The sequence below is a fragment of the Candidatus Rhodoblastus alkanivorans genome (assembly GCF_022760755.1).
GTDB lineage: Bacteria > Pseudomonadota > Alphaproteobacteria > Rhizobiales > Beijerinckiaceae > Rhodoblastus > Rhodoblastus alkanivorans.
The window spans coordinates 3808858-3830407 of the sequence record NZ_JAIVFP010000001.1 but is presented as its reverse complement, the minus strand read 5'-3'; the positions used below and the strand labels follow the sequence as shown (position 1 = coordinate 3830407).

General features: G+C 64.0%; 14 protein-coding genes. 10 read left to right on the top strand and 4 right to left on the bottom strand.

The window, feature by feature from the left end; genetic code table 11:
- The first annotated feature begins 322 nt into the window (after positions 1-322).
- Both K2U94_RS17785 and rlmN read left to right on the top strand, forming a co-directional pair.
- Positions 323-628 carry a zinc ribbon domain-containing protein YjdM gene (locus K2U94_RS17785; RefSeq protein WP_243068495.1) on the top strand — a complete coding sequence of 102 codons (306 nt, stop codon included), beginning with the start codon at positions 323-325 and terminating at the stop codon, positions 626-628.
- A gap of 316 nt (positions 629-944) precedes the next feature.
- A complete protein-coding gene (gene rlmN / locus K2U94_RS17780) occupies positions 945-2141 on the top strand; it encodes a dual-specificity RNA methyltransferase RlmN (protein ID WP_243068494.1) in 1197 nt (398 codons plus the stop codon).
- Here rlmN and K2U94_RS17775 read toward each other — a convergent pair.
- Entirely contained in the window at positions 2138-2581 is a 444-nt protein-coding gene (locus K2U94_RS17775) for an organic hydroperoxide resistance protein (RefSeq protein ID WP_243068493.1), read from the bottom strand. The two genes, rlmN and K2U94_RS17775, sit on opposite strands and share 4 nt — an antisense overlap.
- Positions 2582-2760: 179 nt before the next feature.
- Here K2U94_RS17775 and K2U94_RS17770 point away from each other — a divergent pair, with 179 nt between their 5' ends.
- The 8 genes from K2U94_RS17770 to K2U94_RS17735 all read left to right on the top strand — a co-directional run bounded on the left by K2U94_RS17770 (position 2761) and on the right by K2U94_RS17735 (position 14567).
- A complete protein-coding gene (locus tag K2U94_RS17770) occupies positions 2761-3855 on the top strand; it encodes an ATP-dependent DNA helicase (RefSeq protein ID WP_243068492.1) in 1095 nt (364 codons plus the stop codon).
- 266 nt (positions 3856-4121) lie between these two features.
- Positions 4122-5552, top strand: coding sequence for a bifunctional enoyl-CoA hydratase/phosphate acetyltransferase (locus K2U94_RS17765; protein ID WP_243068491.1), 1431 nt, complete (start codon positions 4122-4124; stop codon positions 5550-5552).
- Between the two features lie 41 nt (positions 5553-5593).
- Complete coding sequence (locus tag K2U94_RS17760) at positions 5594-6802, top strand: acetate/propionate family kinase (RefSeq protein ID WP_243068490.1); 1209 nt, start codon at positions 5594-5596, stop codon at positions 6800-6802.
- 9 nt (positions 6803-6811) lie between these two features.
- Entirely contained in the window at positions 6812-9205 is a 2394-nt protein-coding gene (locus K2U94_RS17755) for a DUF3141 domain-containing protein (RefSeq protein WP_243068489.1), read from the top strand.
- A 173-nt stretch (positions 9206-9378) separates the two neighbouring features.
- Positions 9379-10476, top strand: a complete 1098-nt coding sequence (locus tag K2U94_RS17750) for an HlyD family secretion protein (protein ID WP_243068488.1) — start codon at positions 9379-9381, stop codon at positions 10474-10476.
- Positions 10473-12053, top strand: a complete 1581-nt coding sequence (locus tag K2U94_RS17745) for a DHA2 family efflux MFS transporter permease subunit (protein ID WP_243068487.1) — start codon at positions 10473-10475, stop codon at positions 12051-12053. Before K2U94_RS17750 ends, K2U94_RS17745 begins: the two co-directional genes overlap by 4 nt.
- A gap of 191 nt (positions 12054-12244) precedes the next feature.
- Complete coding sequence (locus K2U94_RS17740) at positions 12245-13684, top strand: efflux transporter outer membrane subunit (RefSeq protein WP_243068486.1); 1440 nt, start codon at positions 12245-12247, stop codon at positions 13682-13684.
- Between the two features lie 601 nt (positions 13685-14285).
- The gene (locus K2U94_RS17735; RefSeq protein ID WP_243068485.1) at positions 14286-14567 is read left to right on the top strand and encodes a PepSY domain-containing protein; all 282 of its coding nucleotides are present in this window, start codon (positions 14286-14288) and stop codon (positions 14565-14567) included.
- A gap of 208 nt (positions 14568-14775) precedes the next feature.
- On the opposite strand, the gene K2U94_RS17730 is transcribed toward K2U94_RS17735, so the two are convergent.
- From K2U94_RS17730 to uvrB, 3 genes are all read right to left on the bottom strand, one after another.
- Positions 14776-17070, bottom strand: coding sequence for a heavy metal translocating P-type ATPase (locus K2U94_RS17730; protein ID WP_243068484.1), 2295 nt, complete (start codon positions 17068-17070; stop codon positions 14776-14778).
- A gap of 250 nt (positions 17071-17320) precedes the next feature.
- Positions 17321-18955, bottom strand: coding sequence for a long-chain fatty acid--CoA ligase (locus tag K2U94_RS17725; RefSeq protein WP_243068483.1), 1635 nt, complete (start codon positions 18953-18955; stop codon positions 17321-17323).
- 30 nt (positions 18956-18985) lie between these two features.
- Positions 18986-21529, bottom strand: a complete 2544-nt coding sequence (gene uvrB / locus K2U94_RS17720; protein ID WP_243068482.1) for an excinuclease ABC subunit UvrB — start codon at positions 21527-21529, stop codon at positions 18986-18988.
- Between the last annotated feature and the right edge of the window lie 21 nt (positions 21530-21550).

Sequence of the window (21550 nt, the reverse complement as noted above, 5' to 3'; positions counted from 1 at the left end):
GTCGCGCGCAGTTGGAACTGTCACGGGCTCAAATCGGCGCTATGCCGAAGTCCCCGACTGGAGGCGGCAAGAGCGAGGATGCATCCGTCTCCGTCGCTTAGCCGAAATCGGCCGTTTCTCGAAATCGGACATCGCGGCGGCGGCATGCCTTCGACCATCATGGATGGATATAGCGGGCATTCTCCAGCCTGCCGATGCGGCATGGGCCGTAGAGCCTATCTCTGGAGATGGCCCGGGCATATCTGTCCTGATATTGTCGTTTGGCTCTTGCCAATTGGCTCTCCAGCCGGGAGAAGGCTCTTGTGCGACGATGGAGACGGATATGGCCGACGAAAATGATGACTATGTGTACGACGAAGCGACCGGAGAATGGCGTCCGGCTGGAGAAATAGCCGCGTCGGCCAAAAGCGATCAGGCCAAAGTCCGCGATGCGGCTGGGAATGTCCTCGCCGATGGGGACTCCGTTACCCTCATCAAGGACTTGAAGGTGAAGGGGGCAAATCAGACCCTGAAGCAGGGCACGGTCATCAGGTCGATCCGGCTTACCGATAACGACCAGGAGATCGACTGCCGTTACGAGGGGATCAAGGGTCTTGTTCTGCGCACCGAGTTCGTCCGCAAGCGCTGATACACCCAAGGCGCCTGCCAGCGCCCAAAATCGTCGGCGCCGACTCCCTCCCCACAAGGGCGGAGGGAATCGGGCGCATCGCAAGGGACTCCCGTTCGGCCTTCGGCGCCGAACGATCTCGCTCAAAAATCACTTTGCCAGACCTTGCCTTTTTCACCCGGCGGTTGGCCGTCCGCGTCCCGGCCTTGAGCCCACGCTCCTTCGACGCCCAAACGGCAATTCGAGCTGAAACACGACCCGATGTTTGGAAAGTTCCCCCGGCGCGGCTTTTGTGCTATTGAGCGCTCTTCCGTTTTCCAACAAAATTAAGGACGCCATGTCGCTGGCGGAGCAGGCCGCGCCTGAATCTTTTTCCAATGCGCCCTCAAAACCTTCGCTGGTCGGATTGACCCGGGCGGGGCTCGCCGACGCGTTGCGCGAAATCGGGACGCCCGAGCGCGAAATCCGCATGCGCGTCTCCCAGCTCTGGCACTGGATCTATTTCCACGGCGTGCGGAATTTCGACGCCATGCTCAATGTTTCCAAGGCCATGCGCCAGAAACTGGCCGAGCATTTCTCGTTGGCGCGCGCCGAGGTCGTCGAGGAGCAGGTTTCCGCCGACGGCACGCGAAAATGGTTGATCCGCATGGCGCCGGTCGACAAATTCGACAAGGGCGCGGAAGTGGAATGCGTCTATATTCCCGAGGCCGATCGCGGCACGCTTTGCGTGTCGAGCCAGGTCGGCTGCACCCTCAACTGCACTTTTTGTCATACCGGCACGCAGAGACTGGTTCGCAATCTGACGACGCCGGAAATAGTCAGCCAACTCATTGTGGCGCGCGAAAGACTGGGCGATTTTCCCGGCCTCACGCCGCCCGACAATGGGCTCATTCCCTCGGGCGAGGGGGTGCGCGCGGTGTCCAACATCGTCTTCATGGGCATGGGCGAGCCGCTTTATAATTTCGAGAATGTCCGCGACGCGGTGGAGATTTTTTCCGATGGCGACGGGCTGTCGCTGTCGAAACGCCGGATCACCGTCTCGACCTCGGGCGTGGTTCCGGAAATCGAGCGGCTCGGCGCCGAATCCGGCGCCGCTCTGGCGATTTCGCTGCATGCCGTGCGCGATGAATTGCGCGACCGGCTGGTGCCGCTCAACAAGAAATATCCGATCAAAGAGCTGTTGCAGGCCTGCCGGGATTATCCCGGCGCCTCCAATGCGCGGCGGATCACTTTTGAATATGTGATGCTGAAGGGCGTCAACGATTCTCCGGCTGAGGCGCGCGAACTGGTGCGGCTGCTCAAGGGCATTCCGGCAAAGATCAACCTGATACCCTTCAATCCCTGGCCGGGCGCGCCTTATGAATGCTCGGACTGGGGAACAATCGAAAAATTCTCCGACATCGTCTTCAACGCCGGTTACGCCAGCCCGGTGCGCACCCCGCGCGGCCGCGACATTCTCGCCGCCTGCGGCCAGCTCAAGAGCGAGACGGAAAAGCTGCGCGCCCGCGCGCGGATGGCGGCGGAACTGGATTAGGTCCCCTCGACCTCCAGATGGAACGGAATATTGCCCCGCGTCGCGTGGCTGTAAGGGCAGACCATTTCGTGGGCTTCTTCGACGATCTTGCGCAATTCGGCGGTCGGGAGGCTCTTCGACGTCACTTTCATCTCGACGCCGATCCCGAAGCCGCCGCCGTCGCGCGGACCGACCGAAACCTTGCAAGTCACTTTCGCGTCGGGAATCTTGACCTTGTGCTGGGAGGCGACGAAATCGACCGCGCCGCCGAAACAGGCGGCATAGCCGGCGGCGAACAGATGTTCGGGCGTGGTCGTGCCGGGCAGGCCGGGCCCGCCCATGCCCTTGCGCACCGAGAGATCGACGCTGACCGTGCCGTCCTCGGTTTCGGAATGGCCGTTGCGGCCGCCGGTGTTATGGGCGACGGCGGCTTCCAGAACTTTGATCGTATAGGCGGCCATTGTGCTCTCCCTCCCGCGCGGAAGCGCGCAGTGCTTTAACCTTCGCCGTCGGCTTTGGTTTCGGGCGGCGCCAAGGATTTTCCCGCAAGTGATTTTCTCGCAAGTGATTTCCGGCGCCGCTCGCGCATCTTTCACAGTTGTTCTATAAAAGTTCTCATGACGCGGAGCTTGGGGCAGGAATGGACTGGTCGTCGCAACAGGACAAGGCTTTATCGGCGGTCGCGGACTGGCTGGCGGAGGCCGGCGGTCCCCAGGTCTTCCGCCTGTTCGGCTATGCCGGGACCGGCAAGACCACGCTCGCCCGCCATGTCGCGGAAAATGTCTCTGGCGAGGTGCAGTTCGGCGCCTTCACCGGCAAGGCGGCTCTGGTTCTGCGCGAAAAAGGCTGCGGCGAGGCGCGCACCATCCACTCCATGATCTATCGGCCCAAGGACCTCGACAGCGAGGAGCCGAGCTTCGTCCTTAACGAGGACAGTCCGGCGTCAAAGGCGAGCCTGATCGTCATCGACGAATGCTCCATGGTGGACGAGGAACTTGGCCGCGACCTTTTGTCCTTCGGGAAAAAGGTTCTGGTGCTCGGCGATCCGGCGCAGCTGCCGCCCGTGAAAGGCGGCGGATTCTTCACCGATCAGGCGCCCGACATCATGCTGACCGAGGTCCACCGCCAGGCGGCGGACAATCCCATCGTGCGGCTGTCGATGCGGGTGCGGGCGGGCGAAAGGCTGGCGCCGGGCGATCACGGCGCGATGCGGGTCATGCCGCGTGCGGCGATCGACGCCGATCTGGTCAAGGCCGCCGACCAGGTTCTGGTCGGGCTGAACAAGACGCGCCGCGCCTATAACCGGCGCCTGCGCGAGTTGTTCGGCTTCAAGGAGATTTTGCCGGAAGTCGGCGAGAAACTGGTCTGCCTGCGCAACGACAAGGCCAAGGGCCTGCTCAATGGCGCCATTTTCCGGGTTCATAAGGCCTCGGGCGTGCGGCGGGCGCGCTATCGCATGAGTCTGACCGCCGAAGAGGCGCCGGGCGCCAAGGCGATCAGGGTCGGGGTGCTGCCGGCGCTGCTGGACGGCAATGAGGAAAGCGTCTCCTTCGCCCAGCGGCGCGATTCGGACGAATTCGACTATGGCTACGCTTTGACCGTGCACAAGGCGCAGGGTTCGCAATGGGATAAGGTGGTTCTGTTCGACGAGAGCTGGGCGTTCCGCGAGAATCGCGAGCGCTGGCTCTACACCGGCGTCACCCGCGCCGCGAAGGATTTGACCGTCGTGATCTAGCGCATATTCCCAAAGAGTTACAGACTTTCTTGACAAGAACATACGTTAAAACAATGAACTACATCATGATCGCGAAAAGCGGAATCGGGTTTGCGGAAAAGATCATGATCTTCAAATGTCAGAAAGCGTTTTCACGCGAGCGTCACGTTGGCTAAGGTATATTGCAGTGCAGCGAAAGGGGCTCCGGCCGGCGGCGCGTCGATCACGGCGGGACGACCGCCGGGGCGGATCGGCCTTACGATGACCTTTCCAAGGAGAGGCGAGCCATGAAAACGGCGAAAACCATCACCAACAAGACCTGGGCTCAGCTTCAAGTCGGAGATACGGCTTCGATCGAGCGCACTTGTTCGGATCGCGACCTCCTGCTGTTCGCCCATGTCTCAGGCAACACCAATCCGTTGATGCTGCCGCTGGTGGAAGGCGAGAAGGCGACCGAGGCGCCGATCGCGCCTTCGATGTGGGTCGGCTCGCTGATCTCGGCGGTGCTCGGCAATATCCTGCCTGGCCCGGGCACGCTTTATATCGAGCAGAATTTCCAGTTCCCGCATCGCGTCCATGTCGGCGACAAGCTGCGCGTTACGGTGACGTGCAAGGAAAAGCGCGCCGAACCGGTCGTGGTCTTCGACACCGTTGTCGTCAACGGCAAGGGCGAGTCGGTCTGCAAGGGCCTGGCGGTGGTGAGCGCGCCGACCCGCAATGTCGAGACCCCGGTGCGCGAATTGCCGGCGCTGATCCTGGAGGAGAAGGAGCAGTTCCCGCATCTCATCAACCTCGCCGCGCAACTCCCGCGCCTGAAAACCGTCGTGGTCTGCCCGGAAGACCACAATTCGCTGGGCGGTCCGCTGCTGGCGTTCGAGAGGGGACTGATCGAGCCGATCTTCATCGGCGACCCGGAGCGCATCGCCGCCGCCGCCAGGGAGCTTGACGCCGATATTTCCCAGTTCAAGCTGGTCGAGGAGAAGGACCACCGCGCCGCCGCCGACAAGGCGGTCGCCATGGTCCGGGCGGGCGAGGCCGGCGCGGTCATGAAGGGAGACATCCACTCCGACGACCTGCTCGCCGCCGTGGTGAAAAAGGACGGCGGCCTGCGCGCGGGGCGCCGCATCAGCCATGTCTTCGTGCTCGATACGCTGACCCTCGACGATCTGCTGTTCGTCTCCGACGCCGCGATCAATATCGCGCCCGACCTCCTGACCAAGGTGGACATCGTTCAGAACGCGATCGATCTGGCGCTCGCCTGCGGCGTCGATCCGAAGGTCGGCGTCCTGTCCGCCGTCGAGGTCATCAATCCGGCGATCGCCTCCACGCTCGACGCGGCGATTCTGTCGAAAATGGCCGAGCGCGGCCAGATTCGCGGCGGCGTGGTGGATGGCCCGCTCGCCATGGACAACGCCATCGACGTCGACGCGGCGCGCACCAAGGGCATAGCCTCGCTGGTCGCCGGCCACGCCAATGTGCTGATCGCCCCCAATCTCGAATCCGGCAACATGCTGGCGAAGGAACTCACCTTCGTCGCCCATGCCGAGGCCGCCGGCCTCGTCGTCGGCGCTTCGGCCCCGGTCATGCTGACGAGCCGGGCCGACAATGAGAAGGCGCGCCTCGTGTCCTGCGCTTTGGCCCAGCTCTATGCTTATTGGCGCCAGCACGGCCGCGCCTTTACCGGCGCGGCGTCCGACGAGGCGCTCGCGGCCGAATGATCGCGGCTGGCGCGGTGATCGTCGGAAAATCGAGGACAAATATGGGCGACATCATCCTGACCATCAACGCCGGTTCGTCGTCGGTCAAATTTTCGGCCCAGGAAATCGCCGAGGGCAAGCTGACCCCGCTTGCCAGCGGCCTGATCGACGGCATTGGCGGCAAGGCGACCTTTTCGGCCAGAAAATCCGGCGGCGAAAAGACCCATTTCGTGCTCGATCAGACCCACGCCGCCGTCGATCACAAAATGGCGCTGACGGCGGTGCTGGACTGGATGGAAGATCAATTGCCGGGCGCCAATGTCGTCGGCGTCGGCCATCGTGTCGTCCATGGCGGCCCGAATTATGCGCAGCCGGTGCTGGTGACGACGGAAACCTTCAAGGACCTCAAGGCGCTCGAACCATTGGCGCCTTTGCACCAGCCCTATAACCTCGCCGGCGTCGAGGCGGCGATCCACGCTTTCCCGCACGCCGCCCAGGTCGCCTGTTTCGACACCGCCTTCCACCGCAAGCATCCGTTCATCGCCGACACTTTCGCGCTGCCGCGCCAATATTACGACGAAGGCGTGCGCCGTTACGGCTTCCACGGCCTGTCCTACGAATTCATTCACCGCATCCTGCGCTATGAGGAGCCGGTGCTGGCGCGCGGCAAGGTGATCGTCGCCCATCTCGGCAATGGCGCCTCGCTCTGCGCGATCAACGCCGGCAGATCGGTCGCCTCGACCATGGGCTTCACCGCCCTCGACGGCTTGCCGATGGGCACACGCTGCGGCCAGCTCGATCCCGGCGTCGTGCTCTATCTGATGAGCGAAAAGAAGATGTCCGCGGCCGAGATCACCGACCTGCTCTACAAGAATTCCGGCCTCAAGGGCATGTCGGGAATTTCCAACGACATGCGCGATCTCGAAGCCTCGACCGAACAATCGGCCAAGGACGCGATCGATTATTTCGTGTCGCGCGTCCGGCGCGAGATCGGCGGCCTCTCGGCCGTGCTCGGCGGCCTCGACTGCATCGTCCTGACCGGCGGCATCGGCGAAAACGCCGTCAACATCCGCCGCGCCATCCTCAAGGATATGGAATGGTTCGGCATCCAGATCGACGAGGACGCCAACGCCAGGAACGAGCGCGTCATATCCGAAAAGGGGTCGCCGACCGTCGCCCTGATCCTCAAGACCGACGAAGAGCGGATGATCGCCGCCCACACCGCCGAGTTGCTCGGCCTCAAGCAGCCGATCGTGCCCGCCATTTCGTGAAGGAAAGCAATGATGCCGCTTTACAGCCCCGAGAATTTCTTCCGCCGCGAAGCCGAGGACGGCTCGATCCAGGCGACCCAGGCGCAGGATCTGGGCGAGGTCGCCAGCGCCCATGTACAGAAGATCACCGCCAGCCACAGCGCGCGGCTGCGCGAGGTCTGGCAGCAGCTCAACCCGCTGTTCGGCCGCCTGCAGGACGCCGCCAATCACGGCGAATTGTACAAGGAGGCGAGCGAATATTTCCGTGACGCCGCCCAGCGCTTCGTCCTGACGCTCGACGTCCTGCGCGAGCGCGGCAACAATGACATCTCTCACGAAGCCGCGGGCATGCCGCCGGTCCTGATCTATGATTACGAGGTCATCGTCGACGGCAAGGATCTCACGCCGCCCGTCAATTATGTCCTCCTGAAGATCAAGCCGCCGGAAGGCGTCGTGACCTTCGACTGGAAGCGGCCCTATCTCATCATCGATCCGCGCGCGGGCCATGGCGCGGGCATCGGCGGCTTCAAGCCCGACAGCCAGGTCGGCGTCGCTTTGCATGACGGCCATCCGGTCTATTTCACCGTCTTCCGGCCGATGCCCGAGCCAGATCAGACGCTCGCCGACGTGATGCGCGCCGAAGCCAAATTCGTCGGCGAAATCCGCCGTCGCCATCCCGATGCGCCAAAGCCGATCATCGTCGGCAATTGCCAGGGCGGCTGGGCGACCCTGATCCTCGCGGCGGCCAATCCCGAGATCACCGGCCCTCTGGTCATCAATGGCGCGCCGGTCGCGGCCTGGTCGGGGCGCAAAGGCGAAAATCCGATGCGCTACAACGGCGGCCTGCTCGGCGGCGTGCTTCCGGCTTTGATCCTGTCCGATCTCGGCGGCGGCGTGTTCGACGGCGCCAATCTCGTCCAGAATTTCGAGCTTCTGAATCCGGGCCGCCTCTATTTCGGCGATTATTTCGATCTCTATGTCAATCCGGAAAAGCAGAAGGCGCGCTTCCTGGAATTCCAGCGCTGGTGGGGCGGCTTCCACCTCATGAACGAGGCCGAAATCCACTGGATCGTGGAGCAGATCTTCGTCGGCAACCGTCTGGCGCGCGGCGAGGCGCGCATCGAGCGCGGCCGCCGGCTCGACATCAAGGCGATTCGCTCCCCGATCATCGTCTTCGCCTCGCAAGGCGACAATATCACCCCGCCGCAACAGGCGCTGAACTGGATCGTGGACACTTTCGTCGACGAGCACGAAATCCGCATCCGCGGCCATCGCATCGTTTACATGATCCACGACAAGGTCGGCCATCTCGGCATTTTCGTGTCCTCCTCCATCGCCAGGAAGGAACATTCCGAGGTCACCTCGACCATGAAGACGATCGAGGCGCTCGCGCCCGGCCTTTACGAAATGACCATAGACGAGACCACCGGCGAAGGCGTCCACGAGCATTTCTGCGTCAGCTTCCACGAACGCAAGATGAGCGATCTGGCGGCCTTGGACGACAGCCGCGACGACGAGAAAAGCTTTGCAACCGTCTCCCGCCTGTCGGAACTGGGCGGCGAACTTTACGACATGGGCGCGCGGCCCTTCGTTCAGGCCGCCGTCAACCATCAGGCGGCGGAATTTTTGCGCAACACCCATCCGGCGCGGGTGCAGCGCCGCATGTTCTCGGATCGGAACCCGGCGATGAAATTCGTCGCCCAGGCGGCGGAGAACGTCGCCCGGGCGCGTCAGCCGGCCGACCGCGACAATCCGTTCCTCGGCCTTGAGAAGATCTGGGCGGAGGGCGTCGTCCAGACGCTCGATTTCTGGCGCGACATCCGCGACTTCGCCTATGAGATGACCTTTTTCGGCATTTACGGCAATCCGTGGCTGCGGCGCCTCGGCGCGCCCAACGCCTATGCGCGCAAGCGGCTCGACCCCGGCGAACTGGCGCATCTGCCGGAGGTCCAGGAAATCCTGCTGGCGGTCGATCGCGGCGGCTTCGACGTCGCGGTGATCCGGATGCTGATCCTGATGGCCGAATCGCGCGGCACGGTGCGCCGCAACCGCCTCGAACGCTCGGCGAAAGTGCTGAGCCAGGACGAGCCTTTCGCCTCGCTCGGCGCGGAAAAGCGGGCGGCGATCATCCGCGAGCAGACCATCGTGGTCGAATTCGCGCGCGAGCGCGCCATCGAGACCCTCCCCGACCTGCTGCCCGAAGCCGAAGACCGCCGCCGTGCGGTCGAGACCGTCCAATATATCGCCGGTTCGGTCGATGAAATGGAGCCGCAGACCGTCAAAACCCTTGAGAAATTGCGCTCTGTCCTGAACCTGCCGGATCTGGGGTCCTCGGCGCGCGCCGTGACCAGGGACCCGCTGGAAAACCAGGCGCCGGCCCGTCTCGCGGCGCCGAACCGGGAAAAAGCGACCTCCGGCGCCTGACGGCGCGCGGTCCTGTCTGAAGCTCCGGGAGCCCGGTTCGCGCCGGGCTCCCTTTCCTGTGGCCCCGTTGCGGCGCTGCAAATCCGCCTTGCAGACCCGCCGAGGATGTGGCGGCAAGACAAAGGCGCGCTTTTAGTTTATGCGGAAACTTCAAGCCGATCGGAGAAGGTTAGGTGACTCAGTCGGAAGTGGCGGAACGGGCGCCAGCGGCCGACCCGCGGGAGGAAGCGCGCGCGCGCCGCGCCGCGCGTATAAAGCCTGTCGGCCTGCTTATTCTTGCCGTACTGGCGCTCGGCGGAACCTATTATTGGTATGCCAACCGCAATGTCGAAAGCACCGACGACGCTTTCATCGACGGCCACGCGGTGATCGTGTCGCCACGCGTCCCCGGCAATGTCGTCGCGCTCGATGCGACCGACAATGAATTCGTGCATAAGGGGCAGGTTCTGCTGAAAATTGACCCCAGCCAGTACCGGCTCCAGCGCGATCTCGCCGAAGGCGCGCTGACGACAGCGAAGGCTCAGCTCGCCGCCCAGCGCTATGGCTTCGAAGTCGCGCAAAAGAATTTCCCCGCTCTGCTGTCGCAGGCTCAGGCGCAGCTCGCTTCGGCCAAGGCCACGCTCGTCAAGACCCAGGCCGATTACGATCGCCAGCGCTCGCTGAGCAAGCTCGCGACCTCGGCGCAGGACGTGGACGCCGCCAAAGCCGCGCTGGCTCAGGCCAAGGCGCAGGTCGAACTGGCCGAGGCGCAGGTGGTTCAGGCCTCGCCCGTGCCGCAGCGCATCGGCGAGATCGAGAAGCAGGTGGGCCAGTTGAAGGGCCAGGTCGAGCAGGCGCAGGCGCGTCTCGACCAGGCCGATCTGAATCTGTCCTGGACGGAAATCACGGCGCCGCAGGACGGCTGGATCACCAAGCGCAATGTCGAAATTGGCAATTTTGTCGCGCCCGGCCAGCAATTATTCGCGATCGTTTCCCCTGAGCGCTGGGTGACCGCCAATTTCAAGGAAACGCAGCTCAAGCGGATGCGGCCGGGGCAAAAGGTCAGGATCGAGGTGGACGCCCATCCCGGCCTCAAGCTGGAAGGCCATGTCGACAGCATCCAGCAGGGCACCGGCTCGAAATTCACCGCCTTTCCGCCGGAAAACGCCACCGGCAATTTCGTGAAGGTGGTGCAGCGCGTGCCGGTGAAGATCGACATCGACAGCGGGCTCGACAAGGACGTGCCGCTGCCGCTCGGCCTTTCGGTCGTTCCCACGGTGTCGTTGAAATGAGCGACGCCGCCGAGGATCCCCACGCCGGCTGGAAGCCGGCGGGCAATCCGTGGCTGATCGCGGTGGCGGTTACGATCGCGACCTTCATGGAGGTGCTCGACACCACCATCGTCAACGTCGCTCTGCCCCATATCGCCGGCAGCCTCACCGCCAGCGCCGACGAGGCGACCTGGGCTTTGACCTCCTATCTCGTGGCGAACGGCATCGTGCTGACGATTTCCGGCTGGCTCGGCGATCTGCTCGGGCGCAAGCGCTATTTCGTCATCTGCATTGCAATGTTCACTTTCTTTTCCTTCCTGTGCGGCTCGGCGCAAAGTCTCGGGCAACTCATCGTCTTCCGCCTCGCCCAGGGCTTTTTCGGCGGCGGCATGCAGCCGAACCAGCAGTCGATCATCCTCGACACTTTCCCGCCGGCGCGGCGCGGGGCGGCCTTCGGCGTCGCGGCCATGGCGACGATCGTCGCTCCGGTGCTCGGTCCCACGCTCGGCGGCTATATCACCGACCAGACCTCGTGGCGCTGGATCTTCTTCCTCAATATCCCGGTCGGGATCATCGCGGTCTTCCTGGTCATCGCCCTGGTCGAGGACCCGCCTTGGGTCCGCGAGCGCAAGAGCCGCGGCCTGGATTTCATCGGCCTGTCCCTCATCGCCATCGGGCTCGGCTCGCTCGAAGTGATGCTGGACCGCGGCGAGGACGAGGATTGGTTCGGCTCGCCCTTCATCCAGGTGATGGCGCTGCTCGCCTTTCTCGGCATCCTGGGCGCGATCTTCTGGCTGCTGATCGCGCGACGGCCGATCGTTCATCTCGACGTCTTCAAGGACCGCAATTTCTCCACCGGCTGCCTGATGATCGCGGCGACCGGCGGCATCCTCTATTCCAGCGCGGTGATGATCCCGCAATTGGCGCAGGAATATCTCAGTTACACCGCGACCTGGTCGGGCCTGATCCTGTCGCCGGGCGGCCTGATGGTGATCGCCCTAATCCCGATCGTCGGACGGCTGCTGAGAATCACCCCCGCGCGCAATCTCATTGCGGCGGGCTTCACCATCATGGGCTTTTCGATGCTCTATTCGAGCCACCTCGCCGCCAATATCAATTTCGGCGGGCTGGTGTTGATGCGCCTGTTCCAGACCACGGCGCTGGCCTTTCTGTTCGTTCCGATCAGCACCGTGGCCTATATGACCCTGCCGCGCGATCTCAACCCCGACGGCGTCGCCCTGTTCTCGATGTTCCGTAATGTCGCGGGATCGGTCGGAATCGCGCTCTCGACCTCCTTTGTGACCGAGCGCGCCCAGACCCATCAAAGCTACCTGGCGGAGCGGGCGAGTCCGCTTTTCCAGCCCTTCAACGAATTGGTGGGCAAATATTCCCATTCCCTCCAGGCTTTGGGCCATACGGCCGCCGTCGCCCAGGAAATGGCGATGGGCCGGATCTACGGCATGATCCGCGCGCAAGCCGCGATCATGGCCTATTCCGACGCTTTCGTCGCCTGCGCCGTCGTCGCCTTTCTCGTCGTGCCGTTCTGCTTCCTGATGACGTCGCGCAAATCCGCCGGCGGACCGGGAGCGGCGCATTGACGAGATCGCGGCCCTCCACGCCTCGTCATTGGCGTCGTCGTTGCGAGCGCAGCGAAGCAATCCGCGCCGGCGACCCGGTGGCGCCGGCGAGGCGTTTTGGACTGCTTCGTCGCCTTCGGCTCATCGCAATCACGGCTCTGGACCATGCGACGCGCGGCAGCGCGCGACGCGCGGCGCGCAGGCTCGCCGCTTTGGCGGGTCTCGCGATGCTCGCCGGCTGTTCGGTCGGGCCTGACTTCAAACCGCCGGCGACCGGCCTGCCCGAAAAACCCTTCGCCGCGCCCGGCGCCAGCGGGCCCCTCGCCGCGCCGCCCGATCCGAACTGGTGGTCGATCTTCCACGATCCGATTCTCACGGGACTCGAACAGCAGGTCGCCGCGGCCAATCTCGGCGTGCGCGCGGCGACGATCAGGCTGGCGGAAAGCCGATCCGAGCGCAATGTCGCGGCCTCGCAGCAATTGCCGACGATCAACGGCGACGCCAAGGTCAACCACGAGAATTTCAGCCAGAACGGCATCGTGAGCCTGATGCAGCCGCTCGTTCCGGCGGGGCAGCCTTTCTCCATCCAGCCGATCACCGATTATTACACCGGCTTCGACGCTTCCTGGGAGCTGGACCTGTGGGGCCATGTGCGGCGCCAGGTCGAAGCCGCCAACGCCGAGGTCCAGGCGAACGCCGAGCAGCGCCGCGGCGCTCTGGTCTCGGCGCTGGCCGAGGTGGCGCGGGACTATATTTCCCTGCGCGGGGCGCAGGTGCAGCTCGCCATTGCGCGCGACAATCTGAAGATCAGCGAGGACGTGCTCAAGGTCGCGCAGGAGCGCCAGAGCTCCGGCATGCAAAGCGCGCTCGACACCGAAAACGCCGCCGCCCAGATCGAATCGGTCAAGGCCGAACTGCCGGGACTGGAGCAGCGGGAATCCGAGCTGATCAACGCTCTGTCCTTCCTGCTCGACGAGCCGCCGGGCGCCCTGCGCTCGAAACTCGCCACGCCGCGCCCCACGCCGGTGACGCCGCCGGCGGCCCCGGTCGGTGTGCCCTCGGAGCTGGCGCGGCGGCGCCCCGACATTCGCGCCGCCGAGGCCAAATTGCACGAGGCGACGGCCAATATCGGCGTCGCGGTCGCGGCCTTTTATCCGAGCGTGCAGCTCAACGGCGCTTCGGGCTTCGATGCGCTCACATTGCCCAAAATGTGGTGGGCGAGTTCGCTGCAATATAGTTTCGGCCCGAGCGTGCAATTGCCGATCTTCAACGCCGGAAGGCTGAAGAGCACGGTCGAATTGCGCACCGCGCAGCAGCAGGAGGCGGCGCTCAACTATCACCGCACCGTGCTGCAGGCCTGGCATGACGTCGTCAACGCCCTGACCGCGCATCGGCTGGAGCAGGAGCGCCACGCCAGGCTCAAGGCCCAGGTCGAGCACGCCCGCCTCGCGCTCGACATCGCCCGCGGCCGCTACAAGAAGGGCGTCGAGGAATATATCAATGTGCTGAACGCCCAGCGCACCGCGCTGTTCGGGGAACAAAGGCTCGCCGACAGCACGACCAATCTCGGCCTCGACCTGGTGCAATTGTTCAAGGCGCTCGGCGGCGGGTGGGAAACGACTTTTCCGGTGGCTGCGGCAGGCGGCGGCTGAGCGGAGCGGTGGCAATATCGAATTTCGACCCTCAACACTTATATGAGGATGAGGTTGCAGCGACCGCAAATTCGCAAATTGCGGACGCTCCGCGAGTTCCGCGAGCTTGATATTTGCGCCGAAGCGCTCCGGCGGAATTGGCCAAGGGCGCTACGGCGTCATCTGCTTCAGGCCGCCAATAAAATTACTCTCCAGCAGCCGATCGGCCGTCGCGGAATGACGGCCCCTTCGTCTTGATGTCATAGTCGTTGGACGTTTCGTCGCCGCACGGGTCGTCAATAACATCGGGCCGCGAAGGGTGGCGGGCCGAACGGCGGCCACGTCGTCGACCTTGCCAAGAACGGCGATCCCACGGCCATTGGGCCAGTGTTCGGTCGAGAACCGACAGAGAGAACGGCGGAAGCAATCCGCGTCGCGCCGACGTGGCGCCCCAGGTTCGGGACGTTCCGGCCAGCCGCTCTCCCTTTGTAATTTTAGCGCGGCGACGCTTACAAATCGCTGACAAGAATCGTCAGCGGCCTGTCATCGCGCCTGCGCCAAATCTCCTGTCAGCGCCCCGAACGAAAGCAGGCGCTGACCGAAGGAGAAAATCATGCGCAAATTGGCCATTCTCGCCATTCTCGTCACTCTCGTTGGCGCCGCCAGCTTCGCTCATGCAGAGAGCGTCGACCGGCCCTGTATGACCAAGGCAGGAAATAATTATCTGACCGTCGACGCGTTCCTCACCAAGATAATCGACCGCGGCTATAAGATCCGCAGTCTTGAAGCCAAGGACGGGTGCGCCAAGCTTCACGCGGTCGACAAGAACGGCGGGGAAGACGAGCTTTTCGTCGACCTGACCTCCGGCGCCGCTGCCGGCGAGTCCGCAAGGGAAATCGACTGATGTCCCCTTCGGTTATCGATGGAACCGCCGGCGGCGAGAGGCCGCCGAGCGCGGTCGCCGCCTAAGACCGAATCGGGCGCCCATTTGAAAGTCTGCTGTCGGTCGAAACAACGTCGAGAATCCGATGAAATGCGCAGTGGCGCACGAAGCGGGGCTGCGCTCGTTCGGACTCGAAGGTCAGACATCGCTGGGTCGCGATGAAATCCGCTTAAATTCCCTCGGTCGCGAGATCGTAAAGGTCTTCTTCCTGTGCGCTATGCAGGCGAACTAACGATTCAATGGCCTCGATCAGACGCTGGGCGTCGCGGATCAGAAAGGCGTCAACCTCCGTCTCGGGCTCGGAAATGTCACGACTCACCAGGGACAAGAGGCGCGCGAGATGGAGGATTTCCCGGTGCGAGCGTCCCATGGCGGCGAGCCCATAGGAAAAGGATTCCGCCTTCACCAGGTTGGGATAAACCTCGCTCTCGTCCTTGCGTTCATGAATGACGATGGCGTTCGAGACGATGGCGTCCGCCTCGCCAATGAGGTCTTGCGCCGTTGCGCCCGCGGCGTCGTCGAGCGCATCCGCGATCGATCGCAACCGATCGAGGCTCCGGCCAAGCTTTTCATGCTCGCTGTGGAGCCGAGCTGCGCCACCGCCGTCCAGCGGCTTGGCGGCGCGCGGCGCGCCCGAACCTAACGCACGCAGGGCGTTCAGAATCACCGCCACATCGATAAGCTCCTGTCCGATGGCGCCGGCGACCGGCGAAAGGAATCCGAGCGCCGCGGCCGCCATGGCGACGCCTGACAGGCCCATCCCGACGATGATGCTCTGCCTGGCGATACGGCGCGTTCGCTGCGCGATTGCAATCGCTTCGGCGACGCGATCAAGCCGCTCGACAAGGATGACCACGTCAGCCGCTTCGGAAGACGCGCTCGCACCCCTCGCGCCGAGGGCTACGCCGACATGCGCGGCGGCCAGGGCCGGAGCGTCATTGACGCCGTCGCCAACCATCATGGTCAAATTCTGTTCCCGCTCCAATATGACCGCTGCGACTTTTTCGTCCGGCGTTCGTTCGGCAAGCACCGCGTCGATGTTCAGCGCGGCCGCGATTGTCTCCGCCGTTTCCGCCCTGTCGCCCGTCGCCATGACGATCCGGCGGACACCCGCCGCCCTGAGCAGATCGAGCGCTCGCGGCGTCTCGCGCCGCATTTCGTCTGCAAACAGCAGAGCCCCGGCCGGCGCGCCGTCGATCGAGACGAAGACACTGAGGGCCGAGCGCCACGAAGCGCGCCGTTGGGCCCGGACCGCCCAGGGCGGCGGCGGTGCGGCTCCAAGAACGAAGGTCGACGAGCCAGCCCTCACGATCCGACCGTCAATAACGCCTTCGAGACCGGAACCAACCTGTTCTCGAACGTCGCGCGGCGGGCTCAAAACAAGGTCTCTTTCCCGCGCGGCGTTCACGATGGTGGCGGCGACGGAGTGAGCGGAAGCCTGTTCGAGCGAAGCTGTCAGCCTCAATATTTCATCAGCCGTCTTTGCGGGCGCGGTTTCAATCGCTGTGAGTCTCGCGCCGCCAACAGTCAGGGTTCCTGTCTTGTCGAAAAGGACGGTGTGAACCTTCGCGAGCACTTCCAGAGGTCCACCACCCTTGACCAACACGCCTCGCCGCGCGGCTCGCGCGACGCCGGCGACGAAAGCGACGGGCGCGGCAAGAATGAGCGGGCAAGGCGTCGCCACGACCAGCACCGCGAGCGCCCTCAAGGGATCCTGGGACCACAGCCATGCTCCGCCCGCGACGAACAGGGTTAATGGGGTCAGCGCCGCGGCATAGCGGTCGGCCATGCGGATGAAAGGCGCCTTGGCGTGCTGGGCCGACACGGCCAGTTTGACGATCGCGGCGTAAGTGCTGTCGCGGGCAAGGGCGGTCGTCTGCATTTCAAAGGCGTCGCCGGCGTTGATCGCGCCGCTGCGGACAGCCTCGCCCGCTTGCCGGACCAGAGGCAGCGATTCGCCGGTCAGGGCCGATTCATCGAGCAGGATTTTGGAGTCGAGCGCGATCCCGTCGATGGGCGTGATTTCGCCAGCGCGCACAATCAGCACATCGCCGATCGCGACCTCCTCCACGCCGACGTCCGTTATCGTGTCGCCAAGGCGGCGATGGGCGACGCGGGGCGCCCGATCAACGAGGCCTTTCAGGCTGCGCTGCGCGCGCGAAACCGCGAAATCCTCCAGAACGGCGCCGCCTGCATACATGACGGCTATGACGATCGCCGCCAGCGGCTGGTCGAGCGCGAGGGCTCCGCCCATCGACAACAGGGCGATCACGTCGACGCCGAATTGCCCTTTCCAGAGGTCCCGAATGATGGAAACCAGGAGCAAAATCGCGATCGGGATTGTTCCCCCGAACCAGAACAACCTTCCGATCTGTGCGTCGCCAAACCATGAGACGCCGGCGCCCGCCGCCAATGCGCTGACGGCGAAAAGGAAAAGGACTGTCCGAATGGCGGCTGCGCTCATCCTCGGCTCCCATCAAGCGAGGCGACATTAGCCGACCAGGCGACCCGTTTCACTAATCCGATCATTGAAAATGGCTGAATGGCGTGAGGTAAGGCTGGCGCGCCAGGATCGGGCTGGCGCCGCCCGCCAACGACATGCCTTGGCGTGACGACGACGATCAGCCTTTGGCAGATCCACCACATCAATCGGTCATTCGGGTCAAGACCACTTCCAGCCCAAGGCCGCCGACCAAGACGCAGACATCACTCGCTCATCTCCGCGACGCGTAAATCGTCCGCAACTCGCTCTTGAGAATTTTGCCGGTCGCGCCGTGGGGCAATTCCTCCACGACGATCACTTGGTCGGGAATGGCGAAATTGGCGACTTTTCCCGCGAAAAAGGCGCGCACGTCGTCGGGCCGCGGCTCGTGGCCCTCGCGCGGGACGACGATCAGCAGCGGTCTTTCGCCCCATTTCTCATCCGGCGCGGCGATGGCCGCCGCCTCGGCGACGTCGGGATGGCCGATCGCGATATTTTCCAGCTCGATCGAGCTGATCCATTCGCCGCCCGATTTGATCAGATCCTTTGAGCGGTCGGTGAGCTGCAGAAAGCCGTTTGCGTCGATCACGCCGACATCGCCGGTGGGAAACCAGGCGTCGTCGGCGATCTCGGTCTCGGGGCTGCGGAAATAGCCTTTGGCGATCCAATGGCCGCGGCAGGAGACGTCGCCCTGGCTCTTGCCGTCCCAGCGCGTTTCCGCGCCATCGGGGCCGAGGGCGCGGATATCGACGCCGAACAAAGCGCGGCCCTGTTTGATCGCATGGTCGAAAAGCGCCTCTCCCTTCAGGGAGGCGGTCGCCGGTTTCGGCTCGTTGAAGGTGACGACCGGGCTGGTCTCGGTCATGCCCCAGCCCTGACAGGCCTCGACGCCGAGTTCGGCGAAGGCCGCGACCAGGGCGCGCGGTAGCGCGGCGCCGCCCGACATGATTCGTTTGAGCGTTGAAAAACGCGCGCCGCTCTGGCGCATGTGGTTGACCAGATTGAGCCAGACGGTGGGAACGCCGACGGAAAGATCGACGCGCTCGCCGTCCATGAGGCCGAGCAGCGCGACTGGGTCGAGATGCCGGCCCGGCATGACGAGGGCGGCGCCGACCATGGGCGCGGCATAGGGCAGGCCCCAGGCGTTGACGTGAAACATCGGCACGACGGGGAGAACGCGGGTCGTGGCGCGCAGGCCGACGGCGTCGGCGCCGTTGATCTGAAAGGCGTGGAGCAGCGACGAGCGATGCGAATAGAGCACGCCCTTCGGCCGGCCGGTGGTGCCCGAAGTGTAGCACAGGCCGGAGGCGGCGTTCTCGTCGAAAACGGGCCAGTCCGGTTCTTCGCGCGCCGCGTCCAGCAGGCTTTCATAGCAATGCAGCGCCATGCCGGGCGGCAAGTCGAGCCGGGCGCCGAGCGGCTTCATTTCGTAGGGCTCGGCCAGGACCACGACCGCGCGCAGCACGGCGGCGAGTCTCGGCGCGATCGCCGCGACGAGGGGCGCGAAACAGGCGTCCACGAACAGCACATGATCCTCGGCATGTCCGATGATGTAAGCGATGTCGTCGGGCGCGAGCCTCGGATTGATGGTGTGGCAGACCGCGCCCATGCCGGAAATGGCGTAATAAAGTTCGAGATGGCGGTCGCTGTTCATCGCGAGCGTGGCGACGCGGTCGCCGAATTCCACGCCAAGCTCGCGCAGCACGCCCATCAATTTTCGCGCGCGACGTTCGAGCTTCTCGTAGGTGGTGCGGACAATTTGGCCGTCGTCGCGGCGGGAGACGACCTCCGCGTCGCCATGATGGCGCGCGGCGTGCTGGATGATGGATGAAATCAGCAGCTCGCGCCGCTGCATCAGACCAAGCATGACGATCCTCCCGTAAAGATTTTTTCGGGATTATCGTCTCTTGCCCTTGTGGCGCCAAGGTCCGGTCGCTTTCGGTCGCGCCTCGCCGCCGCCGAAATTATGCGGGCCCATGTCCTCGTCGGTGGGTTTGCGGATGCGGGAGGGCGGCAGATTGGCGGCGGCGCCATATTTGCGCTCGCCCGAAAAGGCGCCGCCGCCGGCATCGACCTCGCTCTGGCGGGCGAGGGGATCGTCGGAAACGGTCAGCTCCACCGATTGCAGTCTCTTGATCTCGTCGCGCAGCCGCGCGGCGGTTTCGAAATCGAGATCGGCCGCCGCCGCGCGCATGCGCTTTTCGAGATCGGCGATGGTCGCCTCGAAATTATGGCCCATGGCCGGCGCGGCGAGGCCGACGTCCACGCTGACGTGATCCTGCTCATAGACCGAGCCGAGAATGTCGGCGATGCCGCGCTTGATGGTCGCCGGGGTGATATTGTGCTCTTCGTTCCAGGCGAGCTGTTTTTCGCGGCGGCGCCTTGTTTCGCTCATGGCGCGGTCCATCGAGCCGGTGATCGAATCGGCATAAAGGATCACCTTGCCGTCCACATTGCGCGCGGCGCGGCCGATGGTCTGCACCAGCGAACGCTCGCTGCGCAAAAAACCTTCCTTGTCGGCGTCGAGAATGGCGACAAGCGCGCATTCGGGAATGTCGAGGCCCTCGCGCAACAGGTTGATGCCGACCAGCACGTCGAAGGCGCCGAGGCGCAGGTCGCGGATGATCTCGATGCGCTCGATCGTGTCGATGTCCGAATGCATGTAGCGCACGCGCACGCCGTGCTCATGCAGATATTCGGTAAGATCCTCGGCCATGCGCTTGGTCAGCACGGTCACCAGCGTGCGATAGCCTCGGGTCGAAGTCTCGCGGACTTCGCCCAGCAGGTCGTCCACCTGGGTGCGCGCCGAGCGCACCTCGACCGGCGGATCGACCAGGCCGGTCGGGCGGATGACCTGTTCGACGAAGACGCCCGCGGTCCGCTCCATTTCCCAATCGCCCGGCGTCGCCGAGACATGGACCGACTGCGGGCGCATCGCGTCCCATTCCTCGAAGCGCAAGGGCCGGTTGTCCATGCAGGAGGGCAGGCGGAAGCCATATTCGGCGAGCGTGGCCTTGCGGCGGAAGTCGCCGCGATACATGCCGCCGATCTGCGGCACGGTGACATGGCTCTCGTCGGTGAAGACGATGGCGTTGTCGGGCAGATATTCGAACAGCGTCGGCGGCGGCTCGCCGGGGCGGCGGCCGGTGAGATAGCGCGAGTAATTCTCGATGCCGGCGCAGGAGCCGGTCGCCTGCAGCATTTCAAGGTCGAAAGTGGCGCGCTGTTCGAGCCTCTGGGCTTCGAGGAAACGCCCCGAGGCGTGCAGTTCCTCAAGCCTTTGGCGCAATTCGGCCTTGATGGCGTCCGCCGCCTGCAAAAGCGTGGGGCGCGGCGTGACATAATGCGAATTGGCGTAGAATTTTATGAGTTCGAGGTCCTGGGTTTTCTTGCCGGTCAGCGGGTCGAATTCGGCCAAGGATTCGACTTCGTCGCCGAAGAAGGAAATGCGCCAGGCGCGGTCCTCGTAGTGGGCGGGAAAGACTTCGACCGTGTCGCCGCGCACGCGAAAAGCGCCGCGCGAAAAATCCGGCGTGCGCTTGTATTGCAGGTCCACAAGGTCCTGCAGCAATTGGCGCTGGTCGAGCTTTTCGCCGAGTTTTACCGAAAAGGTCATGGCGGTATAGGTCTCGACCGAGCCTATGCCGTAGATGCAGGAGACCGAGGCGACGATCACCACATCGTCGCGTTCGAGCAGGGCGCGGGTGGCGGAATGGCGCATCCGGTCGATCTGCTCGTTGATCGAGCTTTCCTTCTCGATAAAAGTGTCAGTGCGCGGCACATAGGCTTCGGGCTGGTAATAATCGTAATAGGACACGAAATATTCGACCGCATTATGCGGAAAGAAGCTTTTGAATTCGCCGTAAAGCTGGGCGGCCAATGTCTTGTTGGGCGCAAGGATCAAGGCCGGGCGCTGCGAACGCGCGATGACCTGGGCCATGGTGAAGGTTTTTCCCGAGCCGGTGACGCCGAGCAGGACCTGATCGCGCTCCTGCGCCTTCAGGCCCTCGACCAATTCGTCTATGGCGCGCGGCTGGTCGCCCTGCGGCTGGTATTCCGAGACAAGTTCGAAGCGGACGCCGCCCTCGGATTTTTCCGGCCGCTCCGGGCGGTGCGGAACCCAGGGCTTCTTGTCGCGGAGATTGGGGTCGCCCTTTTCGAGCAATTCTTCGAGGCTGGCGGCGGTGACGCCCGATCCGGTCTGGAAATTTTCCTTTGGCGGCGGGCGGCGCCTGGGCTTTTCCCGCGCAATTTCCGGCTCCTGGCCGAGGCCGTAGCGCGCGGCCTCCTCCGGGCTCAGTTTTTCGGCGACATAGGGCGAGGACGCTTCTTCGAACCCCTCGCCGATCAGCGCGGGATTGAGCAGCGCCGCCAGATGTTGGTCGAGCGGTTTCACGTCCGGCTTCGACGCCTTGGCGCGGGAAGTGGTTTTTTTCGCCATGCCGGCAATATGGGCTGGCGG

Bases quoted from the DNA above. Each gene is read 5' to 3' on its own strand.
- K2U94_RS17785 (WP_243068495.1), top strand. From the start codon at position 323: ATGGCCGACGAAAATGATGACTATGTGTACGACGAAGCGACCGGAGAA.
- rlmN (WP_243068494.1), top strand. From the start codon at position 945: ATGTCGCTGGCGGAGCAGGCCGCGCCTGAATCTTTTTCCAATGCGCCC.
- K2U94_RS17775 (WP_243068493.1), bottom strand. From the start codon at position 2,581: ATGGCCGCCTATACGATCAAAGTTCTGGAAGCCGCCGTCGCCCATAAC.
- K2U94_RS17770 (WP_243068492.1), top strand. From the start codon at position 2,761: ATGGACTGGTCGTCGCAACAGGACAAGGCTTTATCGGCGGTCGCGGAC.
- K2U94_RS17765 (WP_243068491.1), top strand. From the start codon at position 4,122: ATGAAAACGGCGAAAACCATCACCAACAAGACCTGGGCTCAGCTTCAA.
- K2U94_RS17760 (WP_243068490.1), top strand. From the start codon at position 5,594: ATGGGCGACATCATCCTGACCATCAACGCCGGTTCGTCGTCGGTCAAA.
- K2U94_RS17755 (WP_243068489.1), top strand. From the start codon at position 6,812: ATGATGCCGCTTTACAGCCCCGAGAATTTCTTCCGCCGCGAAGCCGAG.
- K2U94_RS17745 (WP_243068487.1), top strand. From the start codon at position 10,473: ATGAGCGACGCCGCCGAGGATCCCCACGCCGGCTGGAAGCCGGCGGGC.
- K2U94_RS17730 (WP_243068484.1), bottom strand. From the start codon at position 17,070: ATGAGCGCAGCCGCCATTCGGACAGTCCTTTTCCTTTTCGCCGTCAGC.
- K2U94_RS17725 (WP_243068483.1), bottom strand. From the start codon at position 18,955: ATGCTTGGTCTGATGCAGCGGCGCGAGCTGCTGATTTCATCCATCATC.
- uvrB (WP_243068482.1), bottom strand. From the start codon at position 21,529: ATGGCGAAAAAAACCACTTCCCGCGCCAAGGCGTCGAAGCCGGACGTG.